This is a genomic window from Streptomyces canus (assembly GCF_030816965.1).
Classification (GTDB): Bacteria; Actinomycetota; Actinomycetes; order Streptomycetales; family Streptomycetaceae; genus Streptomyces; species Streptomyces canus_E.
The window spans coordinates 9,504,882-9,527,347 of record NZ_JAUSYQ010000002.1 but is presented as its reverse complement, the minus strand read 5'-3'; the positions used below and the strand labels follow the sequence as shown (position 1 = coordinate 9,527,347).

The window sequence follows — 22,466 nt, the reverse complement described above, 5'->3', positions numbered from 1 at the left end:
GATTCCTGGCTCACGCTGCCTGCGGGTCAGCGACCCGACAGGTCTTCCACGATCAACACCAGCCGGGTTGAAACCAGCCCGGTTTGATACGGCAAAGCTTGGAGGTGCATGTGCTGTCTTGGCTCTCGATCAGCACGGTGTACGCGCTTGGTTCTCGCAACGCACGGCGTGCGGCTTACCCGATCAGGCGGTCGGCATCGGGGTCGCCACCTTCACGCCCGGTGACGAGGTGTTCGGCATGCTGCCGTACCCGTGGGGTCATGGTTCGCACGCCGAGTACGTCGTCGCGCCGGTGCGGGCCCTCACGCACAAGCCGTCGTCGATCGACCACACGCAGGCCGGCGCGCTGCCGCTGGTGTCGCTGACCGCGTGGCAGGCGCTGGTCGAGAACGCGGAACTCCGGCCGGGGCAGAGGGTGCTGGTCCACGCGGCGGCCGGTGGGGTGGGTCATGTGGCCGTGCAGATCGCCAAGGCGCGGGGCGCGTACGTGATCGGTACCGCGAGCGCGGGCAAGCACGACTTCCTGCGCGAGCTCGGCGCGGACGAGGTGATCGACTACCGGGACACGGACTTCACCGAGGCGGTGAGGGACGTCGACGTGGTGCTGGACACGCTGGGCGGCGAGACCTCCGTGCGCTCGCTGCGGCCGGGCGGGATCGTGGTGTCGATCCTGCCGGTCGGCTCGGACGAGTTCGGCGAGGAGGCCGAGCGGCTGGGCGTCAGGGCCGTGCGGATGCTCGTGGACGCCGACCGCGCCGGGATGAACGCGATCGTGGAGCTGGTGGAGAAGGGCGAGCTGCGGGCCACGATCGCGGGGACCTTCCCGCTGGCCGATGCCGCCGAGGCGCATGCGCTGGGCGACACCGGCCGTACGACGGGGAAGCTGGTTCTGGTGGTCGGTTGACCCGTCAGAACGTCAGCACGGGCTTGATCGCCTTGCCCGCGCCCATGTCCCGCACCGCCTGGTCGATGTCCGCGAACGGATAGGTGCTGATCAGGCGGTGCAGCGGGAGGCGTCCCTCCTTCACCAGACGGACCAGGGCGGGGATGAAGCTCTGTGTCTCGGCGTCGCCGAGGGTGAGGCCGACGACGCGCTTGCCGCCGAGGAGCCCGTTGACGTCGAGGGAGACCTCGGTGCCGAACGGCGGTGCGCCCACGACGACCACCGTGCCGCGCGCGCCGAGCGCGTCGACGCCCTGGCGCAGGACGTTGACGTTGCCCGTGGTCTCCACGATGCCGTCCGCGCCCTGACCACCGGTGATGGCTGCGAGCGTCTCGCCGAGGTCCTCCTCGGCCGCGTTGACGGTGTGGGTGGCGCCCAACTCCCGTGCCAAGGCGAGGCGTTCGCCGACCCGGTCGACAGCGACGATCGTCGTGGCGGGGGTGAGGGCGGCGGCCATGACGGCGGAGAGGCCGACCGCTCCGGCGCCGAGCACGACGATCGTGGAACCGGTGACCGGCTTCAGGACGTTCCACACGGCGCCGACGCCGGTCTGCACTCCGCAGCCGAGCGGGGCGATGGACTCCAGCGGCACGTCCTGGTCGACCTTGACGAGGCTGCGCTCGTCGACCAGGGCACGCTCGGCGAACGAGGACTGGCCGAAGAAGTGCCCGCCGAGCGGCTCGCCGTCGCGGCTGATGGTGCTGGTGCCGTCGGCCCGGCGGCCGCCGAGGAGGTTCAGCGGCAGCCAGGCGGCACAGTAGGCGGGGTGGCCGCCGTCGCAGTTGCGGCAGTCGCCGCAGGAGGTGAAGGACAGTACGACGTGGTCGCCGGGGGCGACGCCGGTGACGGCCGATCCGACGGCCTCGACGACTCCCGCGCCCTCGTGTCCGAGGACGCCGGGCAGCGGGAAGGGCAGTCCGCCGCTCGCCACCCCGAGGTCGGTGTGGCACAGACCGGTGGCGACCATGCGGACGAGCGCCTCGTGCGGTCCGGGCTCGTCGAGTTCGATGTCGGAGAGGGTGAAGGGTGCTCCGCCGGACTCGACGACGGCGGCGCGGGTGGTGGTGGGCATCGTGCGAACTCCCTTTGTCTTGGGGCGTGTTCGGGCGCGCGCTCAGTCGAGCGAGACGACGACGGACTTGACCCTGGTGTAGGCGTCGAGCGCCTCGGGGCCGTACTCGCGGCCGTAGCCGGAGTCCTTGACCCCGCCGAACGGCACCGCGGGGTCGAGCATCGCCCAGTCGTTGACCCAGACGATGCCCGCCTGGAGTCGGTCGGCGACCCGGTGCGCGCGGGCGAGGTTCGTGGTCTGGACGCCCGAGGCCAGGCCGTACGGCGTGGAGTTGGCGAGGGCGACGGCCTCGTCCTCGGTGTCGAAGGGCTGCACGGTCAGCACCGGTCCGAAGATCTCCTCCTGCACGACCCGGGAGTCGTTGGAGAGGTCGGCGATCACGGTGGGCTTGTAGTAGAAGCCGCCGTCGAGGTCGAGGCGCTCACCGCCGCAGACGATCCGGCCGCCCTCCTTGCGGGCCAGGTCGACGTACTCCTCGACCTTCTTCAGGTGCTTCTCCCCCGCCATAGGACCGACGACGGTCCCGGGGTCGCGCGGGTCGCCGACCGGCACGCCGGGCACGGCGTCGGCGAGGATGCCCAGCAGGGTGCTGTGGACCGAGCGGGCCACGAGCAGGCGCGGGCCGCCCATGCAGAACTGGCCGGTGTTGAAGACGAACGCCTTGATGATCGCGCCGACCGCCTTCTCCAGGTCGGCGTCCTCGAAGACGATGTTGGCCGCGTTGCCGCCGAGCTCTATGGTGACGGGCTTGAGCGCCTCGCCCGCGGTGGCCGCCACGTGCCGGCCGATCGCGGTGGAGCCGGTGAAGGCGACCTTGTCGACCCCGCGGTGGCGCAGCAGGGCCTCGCCGGCCACCGGCCCGGTGCCGGTGACCACGTTGACGACGCCGTCCGGGACGCCGGCCCGCTGGAACAGTCCGGCCATGTAGAGGGCGCTGAGCGGGGTCTCGTCGGCCGGCTTGTGCACGACCGTGTTGCCGGCGGCGAGCGCGGGGCCGATCTTGGAACCGGCGAGGATCAGCGGGAAGTTGAACGGGGTGATCGCGGCGACCACGCCGAGCGGCTCGCGCTTGGTGTACGCGAGGGCGTTCATGGGCGTGTTCCGGACGGCGCCGTCCAGGGAGTGAGCGAGGGCCGCGAAGTGTTCGTAGTCGTTGGCCGCGTTGGTCACGTCCACGGCGTGGCACAGCGAGATCGGCTTGCCGACGTCCAGGCTCTCCAGCTGGGCGAGTTCGTCGGCGTTCTCGCGGATCAGCTCGGCGACCCGGTGCAGGATCCGGCCCCGCTCACGACCGCTGAGTCCGGACCAGGCGCCGCCGTCGAAGGCCTCCCGGGCGGAGCGGACGGCCGCGTCCACGTCGGCGGCTCCGGCCTCGGCGACGGTGGTGACGACCGCGCCCCGGGACGGGTCGACCACCTCGGTGCGTGCGCCGTCGGCGGCCTCACGCCACTGGCCGCCCACAAACAGCCGTCCGGGTTCGATCTCGATGGGGGACATCGCGGCTCCTCAGCTTCGTCGCCAAGATTTCAACAAACAGGATTCCTGTTGGTTCGCAGTCTCATTACAGACAGGTTTCCTGTCAATGGTCTAGCCTGAACCCATGCTCGACACACAGGTGACCAAGGCGCCCCCGTCGCTCCTCTACATGGTGAAACAGGTGGAACTCGTCGTCCGTTCCCATCTGGACGAGCTGGTCAGGCCGTCCGGGATCACCGCTCTGCAGTACACGGCCCTCACGGTCCTCGAACGGCACGACGGACTGTCGGCGGCTCAACTGGCCCGGGACTCGTTCGTCACCGCCCAGTCGATCGCCGATCTCGTGCGTTCCCTCGAGACCCGCGGACTGGTGCGCCGGGAGCGCAACCCGAAGAACCGCCGCGAACTGCTGATCCTGCTGACCGAGGAGGGGCGCGCGCTGCTCGCACAGCACGAGGGCCCCGTACGGGAGCTGGAGGAGCGGATGGTGCGGGACCTCACCGCGCACCAGACCGAGCAGTTCCGTCAAGCGCTGACCAGAGCCTGGCACGCCCTGTCGTGAGCCGGGCGCGAGCCCCGCGTGAACCCGTTGCGAACTGACGGCCGCAATTCGCAGACATATGTCAATCGAACATGCTCAAATTCACTCCATCGAGGGTAACTTGCAGGGCGGGGAACGGATGTGCACGCACCCCATGCCGCCTGTGGAGCCGGTTGGAGGCGATGTCGTCGTGCAGCAGGAATCCGCACCGCTGTCCCGGCATCTGCGCGTCCACCAGGACCGCGGTCACACGGTGCTGGAGTTCCGCGGGGAGATCGACATCGCCGCGGCCGTGGAGCTCCTCCCCCACCTGGACCGCGTCACGGGGCGTCCCGGCGCACGGCTGGTCATCGACCTCAGTGCCGTGGAGTTCTTCGACTGCTCCGGCCTTCGGCTGCTGTACCGGGCCCGTTCGCGGGTGCTCGACAACAACGGCAGGCTGCTCCTGGTCTGCACACATCCGCTCACCCTGCGGGTCATCCGGGTGACCGGCCTGGCCCGGCTGCTGCCCCCGCTGCCGTCGCTGGACGCGGCCCTGGGCCAGCCCGAGGCCACGTCCGAGACGTTATGACCGTGCGCTATTCGCTCCGGGGCGCGTCGAACAGGGCGCTGACGGACTCACCGTTGTGAATGCGCCGTACGGCCTCGGCGAGCGCGGGGGCGATGGACAGGATCCGCAGCTTGTCGGTGCGCTCCTCGTCGGGGACCGGCACGGTGTTGGTGCACACGATCTCCAGTACGTCGGGCTGCTCGCCGATCCTCTTGAGGGCACCGTCCGCGAACAGGCCGTGCGTGCACGCGACCCGGATGGAGCGCGGACCCAACTCCCTCAGTCTGTCGAGCAGTTCCAGGACCGTGCTGCCCTTGGCGATCTCGTCGTCCAGCACGATGACGTCCCGTCCGGCGACCTCGCCGATGACGTCGCTGATGCTGACCCGGTCGTCGGCGAACCGCTGCTTGGCGCCCGCGGCCACCTGGGCGCCGATCAACCGGGCGAAGGCGGCCGCCTCCTTGGCGTTGCCGAGGTCCGGGGAGACGACGGTGGTGCGGGAGAGGTCGTACCGCCGGAAGTGCGCGGCCAGCTCGCGCAGGGCGTGCAGGTGGTCGACGGGCACCGAGAAGAAGCCGTGCACCTGCGGGGAGTGCAGGGTCATGGCGAGGACACGGCTCGCTCCTGCCGACACCATCAGGTCGGCGACGAGCCGCCCGCCGAGGGAGATGCGGGGCTCGTCCTTCTTGTCGGAGCGGGCGTAGGAGTAGTGCGGCATGACGACGGTGATCCGGCGCGCCGAGGCACCGCGTGCCGCGTCGCACATCAGCAGCAGCTCCACCAGATGCTCCTGGACCGGCCTGACCAGCGGCTGGATGAGGAAGACATCCCGCTCCCGGCAGTTCGCCTGGAGCTGCACCTCCAGGCAGTCGTTGGCGAACCGGCTGACCCGGGTAGGGCTGAGCGGCACACCGAGATGCGCGCAGACCTCGGCCGCCAGCTCGGGGTGGGCGCTACCGCTGAACACGGCGATGTCTCGCACGGACCTGCTCCTAGGATGATCATCTCGGGCTGCCGCGCTCATGCTACTGGGCTCGCCCACCGGCCGCCCGGCAGCCGATATTCGGTTGCGGTCCCCCTGCGGCGGGGCGACATCATGGCGATGTCCGAGCCCTCTCACGTCAGGATGCCCCGCATGCGCCGACTCCTCGAAGTCACCCAGTGCCCCCTTCGGCCCACGGCTTCCGAGGACTCGACCCCGTATGCACACCCTGAACATCGGCATTCTGGCCCACGTCGACGCCGGTAAGACCAGCCTCACCGAGCGCCTGCTGTTCGACCACGGCGCGATCGACCGGCTCGGCAGCGTCGACACCGGTGACACCCGCACGGACGACGGCACGATCGAGCGGCAGCGCGGCATCACCATCCGCTCAGCGGTCGCCTCCTTCACCGTCGGCGACACCCGGATCAACCTCATCGACACCCCGGGCCACTCCGACTTCATCGCCGAGGTCGAGCGCGCCCTGGAGGTACTCGACGGCGCGGTGCTGCTGCTGTCCGCCGTGGAGGGCGTGCAGGCGCAGACCCGGGTACTGATGCGGACCCTGCGCAGACTGCGGCTGCCCACCCTGGTCTTCGTCAACAAGATCGACCGGGCGGGCGCCCGCGCCGAGGGCCTGCTCGCCGACATCCGGCGCCGGCTGACGCCGCACGTCGCCCCGCTGACGCAGGTGGCGGGCATCGGCACGTCCGACGCCCACGTGAAGGTCCTCGTGAAAGACGACCGGCGACTGGCCGAGGCTCTCGCCGATGTGGACCCGGACATCCTCACCGCGGTCGTGGACGGCCCCGCGCCCACCCCGGAAGACCTCGACAAAGCCCTTGCCGCCCGCACCGCCGACGGCTCCTTCCACCCGGTGTTCTTCGGCTCCGCCCTCGGCGGCCAGGGCATCCCCGAACTGGTCGAGGGGATGATCCGACTGATCCCCCGCCCTCCCGCGACATGCGCGGGTGATCCGCGCGGGACGGTGTTCGCAGTGCGGCCCGGACCCGGCGGCGAGCGCACCGCGTATCTGCGGCTCTACGGCGGTGAGGTGACCGAACGGCAGCGCCTCACCCTCCTCAGGCGCGAGGCCGACGGGACGACCAGCCGGGTGTCCGGGCGGGTCACCCGTCTCGCCGGGCCGCTGACCGCGGGGAACATCGCGGCGCTGACCTTCTCCTCGGGCCTTCGCGTGGGCGACCGGCTCGGCGAACTCACCGAGCGCGCACCGCAGTTCGCGCCCCCGACCCTGGAAACTCTGGTCACCGCCCGTCACCCCGAACAGGCGGCTCGGCTGCGCTCGGCGCTGCTGACCCTCACCGACCAGGACCCGCTGATCCACGCCCGTCCCACGACCGGGGGCGCCACCACACTGCTCCTGTACGGCGAGGTCCAGATGGAGGTGCTCGCGGCGACCCTCGCCCAGGACTTCGGCGTCGAGGCGGACTTCGAGCCGGCCCGGGTCCGGTATCTGGAGCGACCGCGCGGCACCGGGGTAGCGGGCGAAGAGAATCCATGGCATCTCGGGACCCGCTACTGGGCGACGATCGGACTGCGGGTCGAGCCGGGCGAGCGGGGCTCCGGCGGGGGGTTCGCGTACGAGACGGAACTCGGCGCACTCCCCCGGGCGTTCCACCAGGCCATCGAGGAGACGGTCCACGCGAGCATGCGGACCGGGCTGACGGGGGCGACCGTGACGGACTACCGGGTCGTCCTCGTCCGTTCCGGTTTTGTCGGGCCGCTCAGTACGGCCGCCGACTTCCGGGGGCTCACGCCGATCGTGCTGCGCCGGGCTCTGGAGCAGGCCGGGACGCGACTGTTCGAGCCGTACCACGCGTTCGAGGCGGAGGTCCCCCTCGACGCGCTGGCCCCGGTGACCGCGCAACTCGCCTCGGCGGGGGCCGAGTTCACGGGCACGACCGGCGGCTCCACCGCATGGCTGATCACCGGGGAGCTCCCGGCCCGGAGGGTGCGCGAGATCGAACTCCGACTGCCCGGTCTCACGCGCGGTGAAGGGGTGTGGTGGTCCAGGCCCGCGGGCGACCGGGAGCTCAAGCCTCACTAGGAGTACTCACCAGGACACCGGCAACCGCAGCGGCCCCCGTGTCATCTGTCCCTCCCGCCACTCGATCGTCTCCGGCGTGAACTCGGCCCGCAGTCCCGGGAACCGGACCGCCAGCCGATGCAGGGCCAGCCCCAGCTCCAGGCGGGCCAGCCATGCGCCCAGGCAGTGGTGGGGACCGGCACCGAAGACCACGCTCGGGGTCGTGAGAGGGGCGAACAGATCGGTCTCGTCGGTCTGCGGGAAGACGTCGGGGTCCCTGTTCGCCGCGTTGGTCTGGACGGCGACCACCGCACCGGCGGGAATCGTCACCCCGCCGACCTCGACCTCCTCCACGGCCCGGCGGATCAGCCCGGGCAGCACCCTGCCCTCGCTCAACGGGATCGTGCGCAGGAGTTGTTCGACCGCGGCCTCGGCCGCTTCCTGGCTCTCGGCGAGGCCCGGCCAGGCCTGCCGGCCGTCGGTGAGGAGGTGGACGACGATGTTGCCGAGGGCGGTCATCGTCGTCTCGTGTCCGGCGACGACCAGGCCCAGGACCAGGACGACCAGTCGGGGCTCCTCGATCCCGAGGCCGTCCCCGGCGACGACCAGGGCGCTCACCAGATCGTCGCCCGGCTCCTTGCGCCGCTCGGCGACCAGCTCCGCGCAGAACTGACCGAACTCCCGCATGGCCGCGCCGACTTCCTCGGCACTGTGCGCACCTCCGGACAGGGCGTGGTCGGCCCAGTCCCGGATGCGCTCCCAGTCGGCGTGTTCCAGGCCCATCAGCCGGGAGATCACCGACACCGGCAGCCGGCGGGTGAACCCCTCGACGATGTCGGCGGGTTGCGGCTGCCCCGCGAGGTCGTCGAGGAGGGTCTCCACCACGGAGGCGGTCCAGGGCCGCCAGCGGGCGATCGCGCGTGGGGTGAAGGCCCGCTGGACCGTGCCCCGCAGCAGTTGGTGGGGCGGGCCGTCCTGGTTGAGGAGGCCGTCCGGGGAGTCCAGCAGGTTCGGTACGACGAGAAGCGGCGGGGCGTCCGCGTCCCTGAGGGACTTCCTGTTGAAGCGGGGGTCCATGAGCACCTGACGCACGTCGGCGTAGCGGGTCACGAGCCACACCGGGGTGCCGGTGGCCAGGGTGGTGAGCCGGGGCGGGCCGTTCTCGGGCAGGGGGATGCGGTGCATGGGACGAAGGGTGCGGGACGTGCTGTCTGTGCTCATCCGGGTCTCCAGACAGGCCGGTACGCAGAGTTCCCCACGCTAGTGCGCCCCGCCGTGTCCCGTCAGTGTCCCAATCGGCCAACAAGACGGTCCGGCAGGGCTTTTGGGGGTCATCCCTGGGCATCCGTGCAGTAGGAAGGAGGGCCGTCGCATGACGACTCCCATCAGGCGCGTGTCCAGGCGCATGCCCGGCTGGGCGAAGATACTCACCGCCGTCGTGGTGGTGCTCGTGGTGTTCTTCGCCGGGATCCGGTTCAGTGTGCTTCCTGGCCTCAAGGACCTGTTCGGCACGGAGACCCACGACCGTTCGGGTCCCGCACTTCTGGAGTCCATCCAGGACATCAGCCGTTACGACGCCGCCTCCGGCAATTTCCAGGTCGTCGTGGACCTGGAGAAGGACACCAAGTACCTGCCCGACGCGATCCGCGGCTCCCGCACCCTGTATGTCGGGGCGGGCGCCGTCGACGCCTACGTCGACCTCGGCAAGGTCGCCAAGAACGACGTGACGGTCAACGAGGACCGCACGGCCGCCACCCTCCACCTGCCGCACGCGCAGCTCGGCAAGGCCACGCTGGACGCCGACCGCTCCTACGCGGTCTCCAAGCAACGCGGTCTGCTCGACCGGCTCGGTGACTTCTTCTCCGACAACCCGAACAGCGAACAGGCTGTGCAGAAGCTCGCGGTGAAGCACATCACCGAGGCGGCGAAGGAGAGCGAGCTGACCAAACGGGCCGAGACCAACACCACCAACATGCTCAAGGGACTGCTGAACTCGCTCGGCTTCAAGAAGGTCGAGGTCACCTACGGCAGCTGATCAGCCGCCGAGCATGCCCGGCAGGGTGAGGGCGCCGAGCACGGTGGTGCCCACCAGCACCCATGCCACATAGTCGCCGACGTGCCCGGACTGCAGACGCCGTAGCGGCAGCGCCCGCTCCGGTGCGGCGAACGGCTTCGGGCGCATGACGGCGAGGAAGGCGAGGACACCGGCCAGCACGGTCGAGACCAGGCCCAGCAGGACCCCGTCCGGGGTCCAGTGGACGGAGGTGAACACCCCCGCGGACCCGGTCTCGTTCACGGAGTGCGCGACCACCTTCGCGAAACCGGGGGCCACGCCGACGGTCACGGCTCCGGCGAGCAGTACGGCAGGCACCGCCGTCATGGTGTCCGGGACCCGGCTGAGCCGGTGACGGGTCTCGGGCCGCTCACCGGAGCCGGTGGTCTCGTACCCCGAACCGACCTCGGGCCTGGGGCCCAGGCCGCCGAACACCCGGGCGGCGACCCGCAGCACGGCCGCGGCGGTCACCGCGCTCGCCGCCACGTACAGCACCGTGAGCGGGCCTCCCACGGCCTCCTCCGTCACCGACTTGCCGAGTGCCGTGCCGAACGGCGGCAGGCCCGCCAGGCCGAGGGCTCCCAGGACGAACAGCACGGCGACGCCCTTCAGTTCGCGGGCCCTGCCGTGCAGGGCGTGCTCGTCGACGCTGCCGTACCGGTCGAGGAGGATGCCGGTGCACGCGAACAGCGCCGCCTTCACTCCGGCGTGGCCGAGGACGTACAGGGCGATCCCGTCGTCGGCCTCGGGCTTGAGAACGCCGATGCCGATGAGGAAGAGCCCGGTGTGGGCGACCGTCGAGTACGCCAGGAGCCGTTTGATGTGCCGCTGGTACCAGCACATCACGGCGCCGATCACGGCCGTCAGCGCGCCCAGCGCCACGAGGGCCCGCTCGAACTCGGGGGCCGGGACGCCGCCGGGTCCGGAGAAGACCGTGCCGTAGACGCGCCAGACGCCGAAGGCGCCGAGTTCGACCATGACACCCGACAGCAGCATGCACACCGGGGTGGGGGCTACGGCGTGCGCGTCGGGCAGCCAGAAGTGGAAGGGGACGGCGGCCGCCTTGACCAGCAGTCCGGTCATGACCAGGACGAACGCGGCGAGGACCAGGGCGTCGGGGCGTCCGTGCGCGTCCAGCCCGCGCCCGATCCGGTGCATGCCGAGTTCGCCGGTGCGCGCGTACAGCAGCCCGATGCCCATGAGCATGGCGTAGGCGCCGAGCGAGGTGACGACCGCGAAGGTCAGCGCGCCCTGCACGGCCCTGGCCTCCTCGACCCGGTGCCCGGTGAGGGCGTACGCCACGACACTCATCAGCTCGAACCACACGAACGCGTTGAACAGGTCACCCGCGATCGCGAACCCGCACATGCCGCCCTGGAAGAGCAGCAGGAGCGCGGGGAAGGAACCGGCATGGCCGCGCGGCGGTTCGTCGAAGTAGTGCCAGGAGTACGCCAGTGCCGCCAGGGTGAGCAGGGAGGCGAGCGCGGCCATGCCGAGGCCGGGGCCGTCCCCGGTCAGGACGATGCCGACGCTCTGTCCGTCCACGGGTGTCCAACCGCCGGCCCACTCCAGGAAGGGCGGGGAGCAGTTCAGCAGGAGGACGAGGGCGAGGGCAGCCGTGCCCGCGGAGACCGCGCAGCCGACGGTCTCGGCGACGGGCCGGGGCACCAGGCGGCCGCCGGCGACCAGCAGGGCGGCGCCGAGCAGCGGTACGGCCACCAGCAGGGGCAGCGAATCGTCCATCAGCCGCGCAGCTCGGAGAGTTCGTCGGGGTCGACGGTGCCGTGCCGTTTGGAGATCTGCACGACGAGGGCGAGCAGCAGGGCGGTGACCGTGGCGCCCACGACGACATCGGTCAGCGTCAGGGCCTGCACGACCGGGTCGACGACCGGGCGGGAGCCGGGTTTCAGGTCGGAGAAGACGGGGGCGGTGGCGCCGTCGCGGTAGCCGACCGTCAGCAGCAGGACGTAGGTGCCGGCCTGGCACACGGACAGGCAGCCGACGGCGTGGATCAGGTTGCGGCTGGTGGCGAGGCCGTAGCAGCCGGCCAGGAAGACCCATCCGGCCACCAGATAGGGAAAGACATCCATCACTTCCCGTTCCCCTCCTCGATCTCGACGGCCTGGTCCAGGAAGCGGGCGAGCAGGACGACGACCGCGCAGGCGACCTCCATGCCGACGGCCGCGTTCAGCAGGGGGACGGTGCCGCCGGAGGACAACGTGTTGAAGGTGCCGTACGGCAGCACGGTGTTGGCGAGGAAGGCCGTACCGCCGATGAGTCCGGCGAGCCCGGTGACGACGTAGGCGGAGGTCGCGATCGCGTCGCCGGTCTCGTACAGGCCGACCGGCCGGACACGTTCCAGGGCCCGGTAGTCGGCACCCAGGTAGAGCAGGTGCAGGGAGGTCGCGGCGACGACCCCGCCCTGGAAGCCGCCGCCGGGGCTGAGCTGGCCGTGTGCGATCACGTAGAGGCCGGTGAGCAGGGCGACGGGGAGGACGAGGAGGGCGTGGCGGCGGACCGGGCGGGCCACCTTCTCGGGGGCAGCGGGGCGGTCGCGGTGTTCGTCGCGGGTCTGCCGCAGCAGGATCACGCAGCCGATGACGGCCGCGAAGAGGATGGTCATCTCGCCGAGAGTGTCGAAGGCGCGCTGGTCGAAGTTGACGGAGGCGATGACGTTGGCGGTGTGCCGGGCCAGGGAGGCGTGGACGGCACGGTCGCCGTAGGGGTGGCGGTCACCGCCGAAGGCGGGCAGGTCGAGGGCGGCGGCCACGAAGAGGGTCGCCAGGCCCGCGCCGCCCACCGCAAGGAGCCACAGTCGGACGCGTCGGCTCACCGGTGGCGTCCTTCCTTCCGCCCGCGCCGCTTCACCGTGTGGACCGCGAGCAGGAGCAGCAGCGGGGTGAGGGCGGAGCCGACCGCCAGCTGTGACAGGGCCACGTCGGGTGCCTGGAGCACGGTGAACAGGACCGCGAGGACCACGCCGAGCACGGACAGCACGAGGGCCTGGCGCACGGGGTCGCGGACGGCCACCGCCGCCGTCGCGGAGACGGCGACCAGCAGCAGTGCGACGACGATCACCGCGTCAGCCACGTCGGACCTCCGGGAACCCGCCGGACAGGGCATGTGAGGCGACGACGTTTCCGCCGATCAGCAGGACGCCGACGACCAGGAGCTTGGCCATGGCCCGGCTCGGCCCGACGGCCACGCACAGCGTGGGTACGACCACCGCGCCGAGCGCGGCGGCCGCGTAGGTCAGGCCCCAGGCGCTCGGCGGGTCCTCGGCCAGTTCGTCGGCGAGCAGCCTGGCGAAGACGAGCGTGCCGACCGGGCCCAGCAGGGCCAGGACCAGAGCGAGATCGACGTAGGAGGGACGGTCGTAGCCCTGGGAGAGCAGCAGGAGGGCGGGGCAGGCGAACGCGGTGCACAGGTTCTGTGCCACGACCCGGCGCCTGAGCGGCCCGGTCGCGACGCCCCACACGGTGGCGCCCACTCCCCCGCCGAGGGTGACGGCCGCCGTGAGGATCCAGCCGTTCACCGGCCCGTCACCGCCCGTCGGGCGGCCCGGGCGGCGAGTGCGCCGAGACAGGCTGCGCCCGCGCCGACCACGAGTTCCAGGGTGTCCACGGTGCTGATGAACACGAGCCAGAGGACGGCGAGCGCGGCCCACCAGCCGAGGAGTTCGGCCGTGGTGAGGAGTGTCGTACGCCCGTTCATGCGCCACCTCCTCGCAACCGCGGCCTGGGAAAGGTCCGTCGCGCGCCATCCAAACACCGGCCCGAGGGCGTGCGGTGGCGACGCGCGCGGTACTCAGCCCGGAGTGCCCCGACCGTACGAAGGGAAACCGGGAACCCGTCGGGGCGCGGCGGCATTCTCGGGCCGTTCAGGGGTAATCGCCTCACGACACGGGGAAGTTGAGAGTGGAGGACTTCATGGCCTGGGCGCCCTCACGTTCGCGAGCGGGGTCGGACACCGGCACCGCCAAGACCGAGCGCGCGGCGAAGCCCGCCCGCCCGCGGCGCGATCCGCTCTCCCTCGTCGTCCGTTTCGTGGCGATGGTGTTCGCCTTCGCGTTCATGGTGGCGTTCGCCGTCGTCCTGGCCCGGCTGACCCTGGAGCCCTCGCCCGCGTCGGTGGACCTGACCCACACCAACCTGCATCCCGGCGCCTCCCTCAAGGCGTATATGGACCAGCCCGAGATGCGGGATGCCGTCAAGCAGATCGGCGGGAACATCCTGCTGGGCGTGCCGTTCGGGATCCTGGTGCCGATCGTGGCTCCCAAGACCCGTGGGCTGCTGCGGATCCTGCTGCTGACGGCCGTGGTGATGCTGCTCGTCGAGTTCGCGCAGGGAGCGCTGGTGGAGGGGCGGGCGTTCGACATCGACGACGTCATCCTCAACACGGCCGGCGCTCTGATCGGCTATCTGCTGCTGGGGCGGCGGCTGAGCCGGGCGGTGCACAAGAGGCCGACCGTCAAGCCGGCGAAGAAGGCCTGAGGAATCCCTCCTGGCTCAACTCCTGGTCCGTACCAAAGTATTGACGGCCCCTTAACTCACTCCTTAAATCAAGAGGCGACACCTTCACCCCCCCACCTCGAAGGAAGAGCCGTGGCCGCCTCACGCCTGCTGCGCAGATGTCTCCTCGCCGCCCTGTCCGCCGTCCTGATCCCGTCGGGTACCGCCCAGGCGGACCCACCAGCCGTCTCCGCCGCCGCGGTGACCTTCTCCGACACCTTCGACGGGCCCGCCGGAGCCGCCGTCGACTCCTCGAAGTGGCAGATCGAGACCGGCGACAACGTCAACAACCATGAGCGGCAGTACTACACGTCGGGCAACAAGAACGCCGCTCTCGACGGCCAGGGCCATCTCGTGATCACGGCCCGGCGCGAGAACCCGGCGAACTACCCGTGCTGGTACGGCACCTGCCAGTACACCTCGGCCCGGCTGAACACCTCCGGGAAGTTCACGGCGCAGTACGGGCACGTCGAGGCGCGGATGAAGATCCCGCGCGGGCAGGGCATGTGGCCGGCGTTCTGGATGCTCGGGACCCCGGTCAACTGGCCGGACTCGGGCGAGATCGACGTCATGGAGAACGTCGGCTTCGAACCCTCGACCGTCCACGGCACGATCCACGGTCCCGGCTACTCCGGCTCGGGCGGCATAGGCGCCGGCTACTCCCTGCCGAACGGCCAGGCCTTCGCGGACGCCTTCCACACCTTCGCCGTCGACTGGGCACCCGACTCGATCACCTGGTCCGTGGACGGGAACGTCTACCAGCGCCGCACGCCCGCCGACCTGGGCGGCCGCACCTGGGTGTTCAACAAGCCGTTCTTCCTGATCCTGAACCTCGCGGTCGGCGGCTACTGGCCCGGCGACCCGGACGGCTCCACGGTCTTTCCGCAGCAGCTCGTGGTGGACCACGTGTCGGTGACCACCGGCGACACGGCGACGGGGGCGGCGATCCGGGGCCTGGCCGGCAAGTGCGTGGACGTCGCCGGGGCGAACCCCGCGAACGGGACGGCCGTCCAGCTCTACGACTGCAACGGCACCGCCGCCCAGCAGTGGACGGTCGGCTCGGACGGCACGATCCGCGCGCTCGGGAAGTGCCTGGACGTGACGGGCGGCGGCACCGCGGACGGGACGGCGGTCCAGCTCTACGACTGCAACGGCTCCGGTGCCCAGCGGTGGACCGTCACGGGCGCACGCGACATCGTCAACCCGCAGGCCGACAAGTGCCTCGACGTGACGGGCAACAGCTCGGCCAACGGCACCCGGCTGCAGCTGTGGACCTGCACAGGCGGCGCCAACCAGAAGTGGACCGTCGGCTGAGCCGGGATCAGTGCCGGGTCCAGGTGAACTTGTCTCCGCCCACCCAGCGGACCACGTCCGGGTCGTCCAGGTCGTGGACCGTGATGCCGAAGGCGGCGGCCGCCTCCAGGACGTCGGTGACGGCCCTCGCCTCGCCGACCACTTCCCCGTCGATCTCCACGATCCGGAAGGGAGGCGTGGTCGGCTGGACCCCGAGCACGATGATCCGCGGGTTGGCGATGTGAGGGCTCGCGATTTCGGTCATGAATAGAGCGTAGAACGCAAGGCCCGGGAGCGAGTGGCGCACGTCAGCCGCCGAGCAGGGCGAGGACCGCCGCCTCGACCGCTCCCTGGGTGGCCGGCCGCCCGAAGTCCCCGTGTTCGCCCAGCCGGGTGAGCGCTGGGGCGATGCTCTCCCCCTGCTCGAACAGCTCGAAGACCCGAGGGTCGATGTACGAGGCCCGGCACACCGCGGGTGTGTTGCCCAGGTAGTGGCTGACCTCGCGCACGGCCCGGGCCATCTGCCGGCGGCGGGCCGTCGGGGTGACCCGGGCGTCCTCGGCGGTGACGGCGAGGGCGACGGCGGCGAGCACCATGGCGTGCCAGGTGCGGAAGTCCTTGGCGATGGGGGTCCCCCCGGCTCGAGCGAAGCCGAGAGTAGGGGGAGTCGGTGCCGGACAGCCGGCGCAGCGCCTCGTTCAGATCGCCGCCGTGCAGGTCGCGCCAGGCCGCCCGCTCCCAGTAGGCGAACAGCCGGTCCCCGCCGCGCCTGCGGCGCTTGAGCGCCCCTACGACGGCCAGGGCGTCCTCGTCGACGAGCGCGCGGACGAGCTCGACGCCGCCCTTGGCCGGGTAGGCGAAGGTGAGCTCCTCGCGGCCGCAGGTGACGTGCTCACGGAGCGTGGTCGTCAGGCCGTAGGTCTCCATCCGGCGGGTGTGCCGGTCGCTGCCGCTCCGGAAGAACCCGAGGTCGAGCAGGCGCACCGCGCAGGCCGTGACCCGGGTGCGGGTCAGGCCCCGGCCCGCGAGGTCCTCGGCGACCCGCTCGCGCAGCGCGGGCAGGGCCCGGGCCACCTCCCGCACGTGCTCGTGCTTGGCCTGCTCCTGCTGGGCGCGGAACCGCTCTTGGTACAGGTACTGGCGGCGACCGGCGTCGTCGGGGCCCACGGCCTGGAGATGGCCGTTGGGCCAGGGACAGATCCACACCTCGCGCCAGGCGGGCGGGATGGTCAGGGCACGGATGCGGGCGAGCACGTCCGGGTCGGTGATCGACCGGCCGTCGGAGTCCCGGTAGCGGAAGCCCCGGCCACAGCGGACACGGGTGAAGCCGGGGCGGTCGGACGTACTGGTCCGCAGTCTCAAGGGCGCCGCCACTCGTCGTCCTCGAGGTGCGAGCCGGCCTGCGGGCCCATCCGGAGCATGCCGCCGTCGACACTCCAGGACGCGCCGGTGACATACGTGGCCTCGGGGCCGGCGAGGAAGGCGATCACGGCGGCCACCTCACGGGCGTCCCCCGGACGGCCGAGCGGGACGCCGGGGCGGTCCTCGGTCCGAACGTCTGTGTCGTCCTGGCCGGTCATCGGGGTGGCGATCTCCCCGGGCGCGACCGCGTTGACGGTGATGCCGTGCTCGGCGAGTTCCAGGGCCATGACCTGGGTGAGCAGCCCGAGGCCGCCCTTGGCCGCGCAGTAGGGGGCGGCGCCGACCCGCGGCTGGTGCTCGTGGACGGAGGTCACGTTGACGATCCGGCCGCCCGAGCCCTGCCGGATCATGTGCCGGGCGGCCCGCTGGCCGCACAGGAAGGGACCGACGAGGTCGACGTCGAGGACCTCGCGGACGGTGTCGAGCTCCAGGTCGAGGAAGGGCGTCATGGTGCCCGTGCCCGCGTTGTTGACCAGCACGTCGAGGCGGCCGAGCCGGTCGCACAGTTCGTCGACCGTGCCGGCGGCGACGGGCAGCCGCGTGAGGTCCATCTGGGCCACGACGGCCCGCTGCCCGTGGGCGCGGACCTCCTCGGCGGTCTCCTCGGCACCTTTGAGATCGGTGTGCCATGTGATGCCGATGTCCATCCCCGCCCGGGCCAGCCGGACGGCGGTGGCCCTGCCGATGCCGGAGTCGGCTCCGGTGATCACGGCCACCTTGCTGCGGGGTGCGGTGGGGGCGGACATCTGGGCCTCCTCGGGAAGGGGGGCGTCGTCAGGGGTGACGAGGCGGTTGCCGGACGTCCGGAGTCCGAGGTCCGAGTGACATCCGACGAGGCATCGCAGTACCCGGCGGCGTACCCGACAAACCGCTCGCCCGTCGTGCGGGCCCCGTGGGCGTGGGGAACTCTGGAGGAGGAGGTGGTGATGGATCCCGTCGAAGCCCTGGACCGGATCGCCTTCCTGCTGGAGCGGTCCCTGGCACCGACGTACCGCGTGCGTGCCTTCCGTACGGCGGGCCGGGTGCTGGCCGAGCTGCCCGCGGACGAGGTGCGCGAGCGCGCGCAGGCCGGGTCGCTGGAGTCCCTCAAGGGCGTCGGCCCGAAGACGGCGCAGGTGGTGCGTGAGGCGCTGGCCGGAGGGGTGCCCGGCTACCTGGAGAAGCTGGAGGGTGAGTCCACCGCGCCGCGCGCCGGGGGCGGCGACCGGCTGCGGGCGCTGCTGCGGGGCGACTGCCATCTGCACTCCGACTGGTCGGACGGCGGCAGCCCGATCGAGGAGATGGGCCGCACGGCCGCGGAGCTCGGCCACGAGTGGGCGGTGCTGACCGACCACTCGCCGCGGCTGACGGTGGCCCGGGGGCTGTCCCCGGAGCGGCTGCGGGAGCAGCTGGACGTGGTGGCGGCGCTGAACGAGACCTGGGCGCCGTTCCGGCTGCTCACCGGCATCGAGTGCGACATCCTCGACGACGGCTCGCTGGACCAGGAACCCGAACTCCTGGACCGCCTGGACGTCGTGGTCGTGTCCGTGCACTCCAAGCTGCGCATGGACGCCCGCTCGATGACCCGGCGCATGGTGGCCGCCGTGCACGACCCGCACGCGAACGTCCTCGGGCACTGCACGGGGCGGCTGGTGACCGGGCGGGGGCGGCCCGAGTCGGAGTTCGACGCGGACGAGGTGTTCGCCGCGTGCGCCGAGTCCGGCACGGCGGTGGAGATCAACAGCCGTCCGGAGCGCCTCGATCCACCGCGCCGGCTGCTGCGCCGGGCGGTCGACGCGGGCGTGCTGTTCTCGGTGGACACCGACGCGCACGCGCCCGGCCAGCTCGACTGGCAGATCCTCGGGTGCGCGCGGGCGGAGGAGTGCGGGGTGCCGGCCGAGCGGATCGTGACCACCTGGAGTCTGGAGGAGCTGCTGGCCTGGTCCCGGGAGGGCCGGGTGCCGTCCCGAGTGGCGAACGTCTGACGTGGTACTAGGGAGGGCACGACAGGAAAGGGGCGGTTCATGCAACGCGCGGCAGTGTTCGACGTCGACGGCACTCTGGTGGACACCAACCACCTGCATGTGACGACGTGGTGGGAGGCGCTGCGGCAGGCGGGCCACCGGGTGCCGATGCATGCCGTGCACCGGGCCATCGGACTCGGCTCCGACGACCTCGTCGCCCATCTCCTGGGCGACGACCGCGACAAGGACCAGGACGAGGAGCTCAGCGCCGCCCACAAGGCCCTGTACGGGCAGTACTTCGACCGGCTGCCGGCGCTCCAGGACGCCGGGCGGCTGCTGCGCCGTCTCGACCAGGACGGCTGGCGGGTGGTGCTCGCCACCTCGGCGGGCGGGGCGGAACTGTCCGCGCTGCGCCGGGCGATCTCCGCGGACGACGCGATCATGGCCACCGCGAGCGCCGACGACGTGGCGGAGGGCAAGCCCGCCCCCGAGCCCGTCGAACACGCGCTGGAGCTGGCCGGGGTGCCCGCCGAGCGCGCGGTCTTCGTCGGCGACACCGTCTGGGACATGCGGGCCGGCTCCCGGGCGGGTGTGCGCTGCGTCGGCGTCCTGTGCGGCGGCATCCCTCGCGCCGACCTGGTGGAGGCGGGCGCGCAGGCGATCTACGACGATCCGGCCCATCTGCTGGCATCCCTTGCGGACAGTCCTCTGGCATGACCTGCCGGACAGCACGGAACCCACAGCGGATGACTGGTGTGACGGAAGCTCTACGTCGACAGCCCCGCCCGACGCACGCGCTGCGGGAGGAGGCACGTGCCGTCGGCCGGGCGGCCCGTGCCGCCTGCCGTGGGCCGGGGCGGGAGCGCGATCTGCTCGTGCAGTCGCTCAAGGCCTCGGCCGCCGCGATCCTCGCCTGGCTCGTGGCGGGCGTGTGGATGGGCGACCCGATGGCCCTGATGGCGCCCTGGGTGGCGGTGGTGCTGGTGCAGGCCACCGTGTACAGCTCGCTGGTTCAGGCCGCTCGGCAGTTCACGGCGATCTGTGCCGGGGCGCTGCTGGCGTCCCTTGCCCTGGCCGTCACCGGGAACACGCTGGGTGCCGTGGCGCTGTCCGTACCGCTGCTGATGCTGCTGGCGAACTGGCCGCGCTTCGGCGACCAGGGGATCTACGGCGCCACCACCGCGCTGTTCACCCTCGCCACCGGCGCCGCCGACGTCTCCGCCGTCGGCCACCGGGTGGGGCAGGCCGCCCTCGGTGCGGTCATCGGTATCGCCGTGAACGCCTTCGTGATTCCGCCGATCCATCTGCGGGACGTACGGGAGAACCTCGCGGCGCTGGCCCGGGAGGCGGGCGACGTACTGCACATCGTGGCCGGTGACCTGCGGGACGGCGAGTGGGACGCGCAGGGCTGGTCGCATGGCTCGGCCCGGCTGGAGCGCCGCCTGGACGCGCTGCGGTCCGCCCGTGGCTGGAGCCGGGAGAGCCTGCGTCTGACCGCCGCCCCGCGACGTGCCGTACGGCGGCTTCCCGCGTCGATCCCGCCGGAGCAGGACGACGAGCGCTGGAGCCGTGTCACCGGGCACATCCGCGCGCTCACCCGGACCCTGGCCGTGGCCGCCGACGATAGCCGCGCCCCCGCGCCACCCGCCAGGCCGGTGCTGGACGCCTACGCCGACCTTTTGCAGCTGATCGGCGACGCCTGTCACGCGGAGAGCGACCGGCTGCTGACGGCCGACGGCGCGGCCCGTCCGGACGACCATGCCGAGTCGGCGATGCGCGAGCTGCGCGGACAGTTGCAGGACGGTCTGCGGGAGCACGCCGGGCAGGGGGGCGACGGCACGACGGTGCTGGGGAGTCTGCTGCTGCAGGCCGAGAACCTGTGGAGCGAGACCGTTCCGACCGGTCGGCACGGGTGACACAGCTCACCCGGGAATGCCCTCAACGGCGGAACACCACAGGGTGGTTGCCGGTTGAACAGACCGTGGGTACGGACGGGACAGTGTCCCCGGGCCTCACCTTTTGCCCACAGGGACGATCGTTCGGCTGAAGCCCTGTGGAGCCTTTCGCCGAGAGGCGACCGCCGTCCGTGCCCACCACTGGACCGCCCCGACCGTGATTCCCCCGTCCGGTCGGGGCTTCCTCTTGTCCGGGCCCGGTGCCCCGGACGGCGTGGGCTTGACTTCGAGAGCACTCCAATTCGTAGCGTTCCCGTCATGAGCACTGCACAGCACAAGATCGGTTCGGGGTTCGGCGCCCACAGCACCGCCGATGACGTTCTCGCGGGCATCGACCTGTCCGGCAAGCTCGCCATCGTCACCGGCGGCTACTCGGGGCTCGGTCTGGAGACCACCCGGGCGCTGACGAAGGCAGGTGCCCGGGTCGTCGTCCCGGCCCGGCGTCCCGACACCGCCTGGAAGGCCCTGGCCGGCCTCGACGGTGTCGAACTGGACGAACTGGATCTCGGCGACCTGGAGAGCGTGCGCGCCTTCGCCGAGCGGTTCCTCGATTCGGGCCGCACGGTCGACTTCGTCATCGACAACGCCGGGATCATGGCCTGCCCGGAGACGCGGGTCGGGCCGGGCTGGGAGGCGCAGTTCGCGACCAACCACCTCGGTCACTTCGCGCTGGTCAACCGGCTGTGGCCGGCGATCGAGCCCGGCGGCGCCCGCGTGGTCTCGGTGTCCTCGCGCGCCCACCACTTCTCCGGGATGCGCTGGGACGACGTCCACTGGCGGACCGGCTACGACAAGTGGCAGGCCTACGGCCAGGCCAAGACGGCGAACGTCCTGTTCGCCGTCCACCTCGACAAGCGCGGCGCCGACCGCGGTGTGCGGGCCTTCTCGCTCCACCCGGGCGGCATCCTCACCCCGTTGCAGCGCCACCTGCCCAAGGCGGAGATGGTGGAGCGCGGCTGGATCGACGAGCAGGGCAACGTGCTCAACCCCTCGGGCTTCAAGAGCCCGGAGCAGGGCGCGGCCACGCAGGTGTGGGCGGCGACCTCGCCCCAGCTGGCCGGGATGGGCGGGGTCTATCTGGAGGACTGCGACATCGCCGAGCCCGCCGTCGACGGCGACGAGAGCAGCGGCGTCAGGGCGTGGGCGACCGACCCGGAGCAGGCGGAGCGTCTGTGGACGCTGTCGGCGGAGCTCACGGGCGTGAACGCGTTCGGCTGAGCCTTCGGGCCGGCCGGCGTCGTGATCAGTGGGGCCCTTTGACACGGCCGGCACCTGGGCCCCGGGCGCCCTCAGCACGGCCGGACCTGCCCCCCGGCGCCCTCAGCACGCCCGGACCTGAACCCCCTGGCGCCCTCAGCACGGCCGACGCCCAAACCTCCGAGCCCCCACTACACGGCCGGCACCTGGGCCCCGAGCCCCCTCAACACAGCCGACACCCAAACCCCCGAGCCCGTTCCGCACGGCCGGCACCTGGACGCCCGAGCCCCTTCCACACGCCCGGCACCTGGACCCTCGGACCCCTTCCACACTGCCGACATCCAAACCCCCGAGCCCCCTCAACACAGCCGACACCCAAACCCCCGAGCCGTCTCGGCACGGCCGGCACCTGGGCCCCGAGCCCCTTCCACACGCCCGGCACCTGGACCCCCGGCCCCCTTCCACACAGCCGACACCCAAA

At 71.7% G+C, this 22,466-nt stretch carries 23 protein-coding genes and 1 pseudogene; 11 read left to right on the top strand and 13 right to left on the bottom strand.

Features of this window, described 5'->3' with window-relative positions; translation table 11 throughout:
- The first annotated feature begins 118 nt into the window (after window positions 1-118).
- Entirely contained in the window at window positions 119-904 is a 786-nt protein-coding gene (locus QF027_RS44480) for an NADP-dependent oxidoreductase (protein ID WP_307081175.1), read from the top strand.
- Window positions 905-908: 4 nt separating this feature from the next.
- Here QF027_RS44480 and QF027_RS44475 read toward each other — a convergent pair whose 3' ends face one another.
- Window positions 909-2,015, bottom strand: coding sequence for an NAD(P)-dependent alcohol dehydrogenase (locus tag QF027_RS44475; RefSeq protein ID WP_306973183.1), 1,107 nt, complete (start codon window positions 2,013-2,015; stop codon window positions 909-911).
- Between the two features lie 42 nt (window positions 2,016-2,057).
- On the bottom strand, window positions 2,058-3,512 hold the full coding sequence (locus tag QF027_RS44470) for an aldehyde dehydrogenase family protein (protein ID WP_307081173.1): 1,455 nt from the start codon (window positions 3,510-3,512) through the stop codon (window positions 2,058-2,060).
- A 103-nt stretch (window positions 3,513-3,615) separates the two neighbouring features.
- On the opposite strand from QF027_RS44470, the gene QF027_RS44465 reads away from it, so the two are divergent.
- Both QF027_RS44465 and QF027_RS44460 read left to right on the top strand, forming a co-directional pair.
- Window positions 3,616-4,053, top strand: a complete 438-nt coding sequence (locus QF027_RS44465) for a MarR family winged helix-turn-helix transcriptional regulator (protein WP_057612947.1) — start codon at window positions 3,616-3,618, stop codon at window positions 4,051-4,053.
- A 118-nt stretch (window positions 4,054-4,171) separates the two neighbouring features.
- The gene (locus QF027_RS44460) at window positions 4,172-4,603 is read left to right on the top strand and encodes an anti-sigma factor antagonist (protein ID WP_307081171.1); all 432 of its coding nucleotides are present in this window, start codon (window positions 4,172-4,174) and stop codon (window positions 4,601-4,603) included.
- Window positions 4,604-4,610: 7 nt separating this feature from the next.
- Here QF027_RS44460 and QF027_RS44455 read toward each other — a convergent pair whose 3' ends face one another.
- On the bottom strand, window positions 4,611-5,564 hold the full coding sequence (locus tag QF027_RS44455; protein WP_307081169.1) for a ribose-phosphate diphosphokinase: 954 nt from the start codon (window positions 5,562-5,564) through the stop codon (window positions 4,611-4,613).
- 220 nt (window positions 5,565-5,784) lie between these two features.
- On the opposite strand from QF027_RS44455, the gene otr(A) reads away from it, so the two are divergent.
- Complete coding sequence (gene otr(A) / locus QF027_RS44450; protein ID WP_307081167.1) at window positions 5,785-7,632, top strand: tetracycline resistance ribosomal protection protein Otr(A); 1,848 nt, start codon at window positions 5,785-5,787, stop codon at window positions 7,630-7,632.
- A gap of 6 nt (window positions 7,633-7,638) precedes the next feature.
- Here otr(A) and QF027_RS44445 read toward each other — a convergent pair whose 3' ends face one another.
- On the bottom strand, window positions 7,639-8,832 hold the full coding sequence (locus QF027_RS44445) for a cytochrome P450 (protein WP_306973188.1): 1,194 nt from the start codon (window positions 8,830-8,832) through the stop codon (window positions 7,639-7,641).
- Between the two features lie 151 nt (window positions 8,833-8,983).
- On the opposite strand from QF027_RS44445, the gene QF027_RS44440 reads away from it, so the two are divergent.
- Window positions 8,984-9,646: a DUF4230 domain-containing protein gene (locus tag QF027_RS44440; RefSeq protein WP_307081165.1), complete on the top strand. Its 663-nt coding sequence runs from the start codon at window positions 8,984-8,986 to the stop codon at window positions 9,644-9,646.
- Here QF027_RS44440 and QF027_RS44435 read toward each other — a convergent pair whose 3' ends face one another.
- From QF027_RS44435 to QF027_RS44410, 6 genes are read right to left on the bottom strand one after another with little or no spacing between them, the layout of a single operon-like run.
- A complete protein-coding gene (locus tag QF027_RS44435; RefSeq protein ID WP_307081163.1) occupies window positions 9,647-11,407 on the bottom strand; it encodes a complex I subunit 5 family protein in 1,761 nt (586 codons plus the stop codon).
- A complete protein-coding gene (locus QF027_RS44430) occupies window positions 11,407-11,754 on the bottom strand; it encodes a sodium:proton antiporter (protein ID WP_062040132.1) in 348 nt (115 codons plus the stop codon). Before QF027_RS44430 ends, QF027_RS44435 begins: the two co-directional genes overlap by 1 nt.
- Window positions 11,754-12,497: an MnhB domain-containing protein gene (locus QF027_RS44425; RefSeq protein WP_306973191.1), complete on the bottom strand. Its 744-nt coding sequence runs from the start codon at window positions 12,495-12,497 to the stop codon at window positions 11,754-11,756. Before QF027_RS44425 ends, QF027_RS44430 begins: the two co-directional genes overlap by 1 nt.
- Window positions 12,494-12,754, bottom strand: coding sequence for a hydrogenase subunit MbhD domain-containing protein (locus QF027_RS44420; RefSeq protein ID WP_306973192.1), 261 nt, complete (start codon window positions 12,752-12,754; stop codon window positions 12,494-12,496). The genes QF027_RS44425 and QF027_RS44420 overlap by 4 nt, the downstream gene beginning before the upstream one ends.
- Window positions 12,747-13,199 (bottom strand): monovalent cation/H+ antiporter complex subunit F, encoded by a 453-nt coding sequence (locus QF027_RS44415; protein ID WP_307081161.1) that lies wholly within the window; start codon window positions 13,197-13,199, stop codon window positions 12,747-12,749. The genes QF027_RS44420 and QF027_RS44415 overlap by 8 nt, the downstream gene beginning before the upstream one ends.
- On the bottom strand, window positions 13,196-13,378 hold the full coding sequence (locus QF027_RS44410; protein ID WP_306973194.1) for a hypothetical protein: 183 nt from the start codon (window positions 13,376-13,378) through the stop codon (window positions 13,196-13,198). Before QF027_RS44410 ends, QF027_RS44415 begins: the two co-directional genes overlap by 4 nt.
- A 215-nt stretch (window positions 13,379-13,593) precedes the next feature.
- On the opposite strand from QF027_RS44410, the gene QF027_RS44405 reads away from it, so the two are divergent.
- Together QF027_RS44405 and QF027_RS44400 are read left to right on the top strand one after the other, a co-directional pair.
- Window positions 13,594-14,157: a VanZ family protein gene (locus tag QF027_RS44405; protein ID WP_306973195.1), complete on the top strand. Its 564-nt coding sequence runs from the start codon at window positions 13,594-13,596 to the stop codon at window positions 14,155-14,157.
- A 111-nt stretch (window positions 14,158-14,268) separates the two neighbouring features.
- The gene (locus QF027_RS44400) at window positions 14,269-15,489 is read left to right on the top strand and encodes a glycoside hydrolase family 16 protein (protein WP_307081159.1); all 1,221 of its coding nucleotides are present in this window, start codon (window positions 14,269-14,271) and stop codon (window positions 15,487-15,489) included.
- Window positions 15,490-15,496: 7 nt separating this feature from the next.
- Here the strand turns inward: QF027_RS44400 and QF027_RS44395 are convergent, their stop codons facing one another.
- The 3 genes and pseudogenes from QF027_RS44395 to QF027_RS44385 all read right to left on the bottom strand — a co-directional run bounded on the left by QF027_RS44395 (window position 15,497) and on the right by QF027_RS44385 (window position 17,636).
- Window positions 15,497-15,733 carry a hypothetical protein gene (locus QF027_RS44395; protein ID WP_069760801.1) on the bottom strand — a complete coding sequence of 79 codons (237 nt, stop codon included), beginning with the start codon at window positions 15,731-15,733 and terminating at the stop codon, window positions 15,497-15,499.
- 43 nt (window positions 15,734-15,776) lie between these two features.
- Window positions 15,777-16,830: pseudogene (locus QF027_RS44390) on the bottom strand (DNA topoisomerase IB).
- Window positions 16,827-17,636: an SDR family oxidoreductase gene (locus QF027_RS44385; RefSeq protein WP_306973197.1), complete on the bottom strand. Its 810-nt coding sequence runs from the start codon at window positions 17,634-17,636 to the stop codon at window positions 16,827-16,829. Before QF027_RS44385 ends, QF027_RS44390 begins: the two are co-directional and overlap by 4 nt.
- A gap of 180 nt (window positions 17,637-17,816) precedes the next feature.
- Here QF027_RS44385 and QF027_RS44380 point away from each other — a divergent pair, with 180 nt between their 5' ends.
- From QF027_RS44380 to QF027_RS44365, 4 genes are all read left to right on the top strand, one after another.
- Complete coding sequence (locus QF027_RS44380) at window positions 17,817-18,854, top strand: PHP domain-containing protein (protein WP_307081157.1); 1,038 nt, start codon at window positions 17,817-17,819, stop codon at window positions 18,852-18,854.
- 39 nt (window positions 18,855-18,893) lie between these two features.
- On the top strand, window positions 18,894-19,550 hold the full coding sequence (locus QF027_RS44375; protein ID WP_307081155.1) for an HAD family hydrolase: 657 nt from the start codon (window positions 18,894-18,896) through the stop codon (window positions 19,548-19,550).
- 29 nt (window positions 19,551-19,579) lie between these two features.
- The gene (locus QF027_RS44370) at window positions 19,580-20,749 is read left to right on the top strand and encodes an FUSC family protein (RefSeq protein ID WP_306973200.1); all 1,170 of its coding nucleotides are present in this window, start codon (window positions 19,580-19,582) and stop codon (window positions 20,747-20,749) included.
- Window positions 20,750-21,046: 297 nt separating this feature from the next.
- Window positions 21,047-22,006, top strand: a complete 960-nt coding sequence (locus QF027_RS44365) for an SDR family NAD(P)-dependent oxidoreductase (protein ID WP_306973201.1) — start codon at window positions 21,047-21,049, stop codon at window positions 22,004-22,006.
- Window positions 22,007-22,466 lie beyond the last annotated feature (460 nt).

Bases quoted from the DNA above. Each gene is read 5' to 3' on its own strand.
- QF027_RS44475 (WP_306973183.1), bottom strand. From the start codon at position 2,015: ATGCCCACCACCACCCGCGCCGCCGTCGTCGAGTCCGGCGGAGCACCC.
- QF027_RS44470 (WP_307081173.1), bottom strand. From the start codon at position 3,512: ATGTCCCCCATCGAGATCGAACCCGGACGGCTGTTTGTGGGCGGCCAG.
- QF027_RS44465 (WP_057612947.1), top strand. From the start codon at position 3,616: ATGCTCGACACACAGGTGACCAAGGCGCCCCCGTCGCTCCTCTACATG.
- QF027_RS44460 (WP_307081171.1), top strand. From the start codon at position 4,172: ATGTGCACGCACCCCATGCCGCCTGTGGAGCCGGTTGGAGGCGATGTC.
- QF027_RS44445 (WP_306973188.1), bottom strand. From the start codon at position 8,832: ATGAGCACAGACAGCACGTCCCGCACCCTTCGTCCCATGCACCGCATC.
- QF027_RS44440 (WP_307081165.1), top strand. From the start codon at position 8,984: ATGACGACTCCCATCAGGCGCGTGTCCAGGCGCATGCCCGGCTGGGCG.
- QF027_RS44435 (WP_307081163.1), bottom strand. From the start codon at position 11,407: ATGGACGATTCGCTGCCCCTGCTGGTGGCCGTACCGCTGCTCGGCGCC.
- QF027_RS44430 (WP_062040132.1), bottom strand. From the start codon at position 11,754: ATGGATGTCTTTCCCTATCTGGTGGCCGGATGGGTCTTCCTGGCCGGC.
- QF027_RS44410 (WP_306973194.1), bottom strand. From the start codon at position 13,378: ATGAACGGGCGTACGACACTCCTCACCACGGCCGAACTCCTCGGCTGG.
- QF027_RS44405 (WP_306973195.1), top strand. From the start codon at position 13,594: ATGGCCTGGGCGCCCTCACGTTCGCGAGCGGGGTCGGACACCGGCACC.
- QF027_RS44395 (WP_069760801.1), bottom strand. From the start codon at position 15,733: ATGACCGAAATCGCGAGCCCTCACATCGCCAACCCGCGGATCATCGTG.
- QF027_RS44385 (WP_306973197.1), bottom strand. From the start codon at position 17,636: ATGTCCGCCCCCACCGCACCCCGCAGCAAGGTGGCCGTGATCACCGGA.
- QF027_RS44380 (WP_307081157.1), top strand. From the start codon at position 17,817: ATGGATCCCGTCGAAGCCCTGGACCGGATCGCCTTCCTGCTGGAGCGG.
- QF027_RS44375 (WP_307081155.1), top strand. From the start codon at position 18,894: ATGCAACGCGCGGCAGTGTTCGACGTCGACGGCACTCTGGTGGACACC.
- QF027_RS44370 (WP_306973200.1), top strand. From the start codon at position 19,580: ATGACTGGTGTGACGGAAGCTCTACGTCGACAGCCCCGCCCGACGCAC.
- QF027_RS44365 (WP_306973201.1), top strand. From the start codon at position 21,047: ATGAGCACTGCACAGCACAAGATCGGTTCGGGGTTCGGCGCCCACAGC.